At 60.5% G+C, this 2080-nt stretch carries 2 protein-coding genes; one reads left to right on the forward strand and one right to left on the reverse strand.

Translation table 11 applies throughout. The features are described from left to right. On the reverse strand, positions 1-828 hold an 828-nt coding region (locus tag ACPYOJ_RS34340; protein ID WP_481420219.1), incomplete at its 3' end, for a tyrosine recombinase XerC. Between the two features lie 140 nt (positions 829-968). On the opposite strand from ACPYOJ_RS34340, the gene ACPYOJ_RS34345 reads away from it, so the two are divergent. Next, the gene (locus ACPYOJ_RS34345) at positions 969-1907 is read left to right on the forward strand and encodes a GNAT family N-acetyltransferase (RefSeq protein ID WP_481420220.1); all 939 of its coding nucleotides are present in this window, start codon (positions 969-971) and stop codon (positions 1905-1907) included. Positions 1908-2080: the final 173 nt, after the last annotated feature.

Raw genomic sequence — 2080 nt, forward strand, 5'->3', positions numbered from 1 at the left:
GGTCCTGAGATCGCCACCGCCGGCTAAGAGATGCGTCGCAAAGGAATGCCGCAGCGCATGCGGGGTCGCCGTTTCCGGTAGGCCGAAAGCTCCGCGCATGCGCTGCATCGTGCGCTGGATGATCGCAGCCTGCAGTTTGCCGCCCCGCGCGCCACGGAACAGCGGTGCCGCGCTCTCAAGATGATACGGGCAGAGTGATCGGTATTTCTGAACGGCTTCAACAACGATCGACAACAACGGGACGAGGCGGGTCTTGTTGCCTTTGCCGGTTATGCGCAATGCCGTGGTGCCGGGCTGCAGAGCGTCGCCAGTCAGGTCGAGGGCCTCGGAAATGCGCAGGCCGCAGCCATAGAGCAGGGTGAACACGGCCGCATCGCGCGCAGCGATCCATGGCTCCTCGTGAAGCTGCGCCTCGTCGCTGGCAACGGTGATCGCCTGGTTGTCGGAAAGCGGCTTCGGCAGCGATTTCGGCTGCTTCGGCGAGCGGACTGCGCTCGCGCCCGCGGCGTTCACCAGGCCTCTCTTCTCAAGGTAGCGCAACAGCGAGCGAAGGCCGGCCAGGTTGCGGCCAAGTGATCGGGCTCCGGAGCCCTCCTTGCGGCGCGCAGCCAGGAAGGCGCGGAAATCGGCGGGGCGGAGAGCCTCGATGTCCTTCAGGGTTGCCGGGCCGCCGAGATGGCCAGTCAGGAAGGTGAGGAATTGGCGGCTGTCACGCTCGTAAGCATCGAGGGTATGTTCCGAAAGGCGCCGTTCGCTCCTAAGGTTTTCCAGCCAGGCGCTACGTTCCGCCATCAGGTGCGGGTCGGCGATAATCAGGAGTTCGTTCACGGCGCTGGCCTTGATTTTGCTATTGCCTTGGCCAATTCTGAGGGGCGACCAGTTAGGGAATTGCTAATATCGGCGAAGCGCTTGTCATGCATCCATCACAATAGGTTGCGATAGCTGCTCCGAACGAGACAGGACTTTGCATGGCACGGCGCCAATCCACGACGGCTTTCGGACAGCTCGCGGAAGCGATCGCTCTGGTTTCCCACGGCAATCCTGGCCACATCGTCGATACTCTGATCGCAGAACGCGGGCAGCGCATTGTCCGCAATCCGCTTTGGCCAGTGATGCGGCCCTTTCTCTACACGCTTCTGCGTTACAACAAGGCTCTTCAATTCGCCAATGACGTCGCGAACAAGCCTGGTTTCCAATGCTTCGAATATATGAGCAATCTGCTCACCCTGGACATCAAGGTCAGGAATGCCGAGCGTATCCCTGCCTCCGGCGGTTTCATTCTGGTCAGCAACCATCCGACCGGCATCGCCGACGGTGTTGCAGTCTTCGATCTGTTGAAGAACCGTCGCCCGGACATGATGTTCTTCGCCAACCGCGATGCCGTGCGTGTCAATCCGCGCTTTGCCGAAATGGTTATCCCCGTGGAATGGCGGGAAGAGTACAAGTCGAAGCTCAAGACCCGCGAGACGCTGCAGCTGACGAACCATGCGGTGAAGCAGGGAAAGGCAACCGTATTGTTTCCCTCGGGCCGCATCGCCTATTGGGCCAATGGCCGGTTGAACGAGAGGCCGTGGAAGAGCTCGGCCATCAGCCTCGCCCGCAAATACAACCTGCCGATTTTGCCGGTGCATATGAAGGCACGCAATTCCGGCCTTTTCTACTGGTTCGCCAAGTGGTCGACGGAACTCCGCGACATGACGGTGTTTCACGAGCTTCTCAACAAGCGCGGCGACCGCTTCGATTTCATCATCGGCGACCTCATTCCTGTCGAGCGGCTCGAAGGGGACATCAACGACGTGACGAAGGCGCTGGAGCGGCACACGGTGTTCGATCTGGTCAACGATGGCGACGCACAGTTTGAGCCTGTCAGCGCCTCCGTTGTCAGCGCCGAACCAGTCGCCGTTTAGGTCCTGACTCTCGTTCTCTTTATGGTTCCATTTTGCGGCCGTTGCGGGCATGGTCACGCCCGATGAGCACAGATTCTTCCGATCTCTTTGGCGCGCTATTCGATGCACCACCCGTGAACCGTACGGTTCCGGTTCTCGTCCCCATGCCGGCGCCGAAGGCATACTCCTACTCC

This window comes from Rhizobium sp. SVR5-9E (assembly GCF_056755095.1).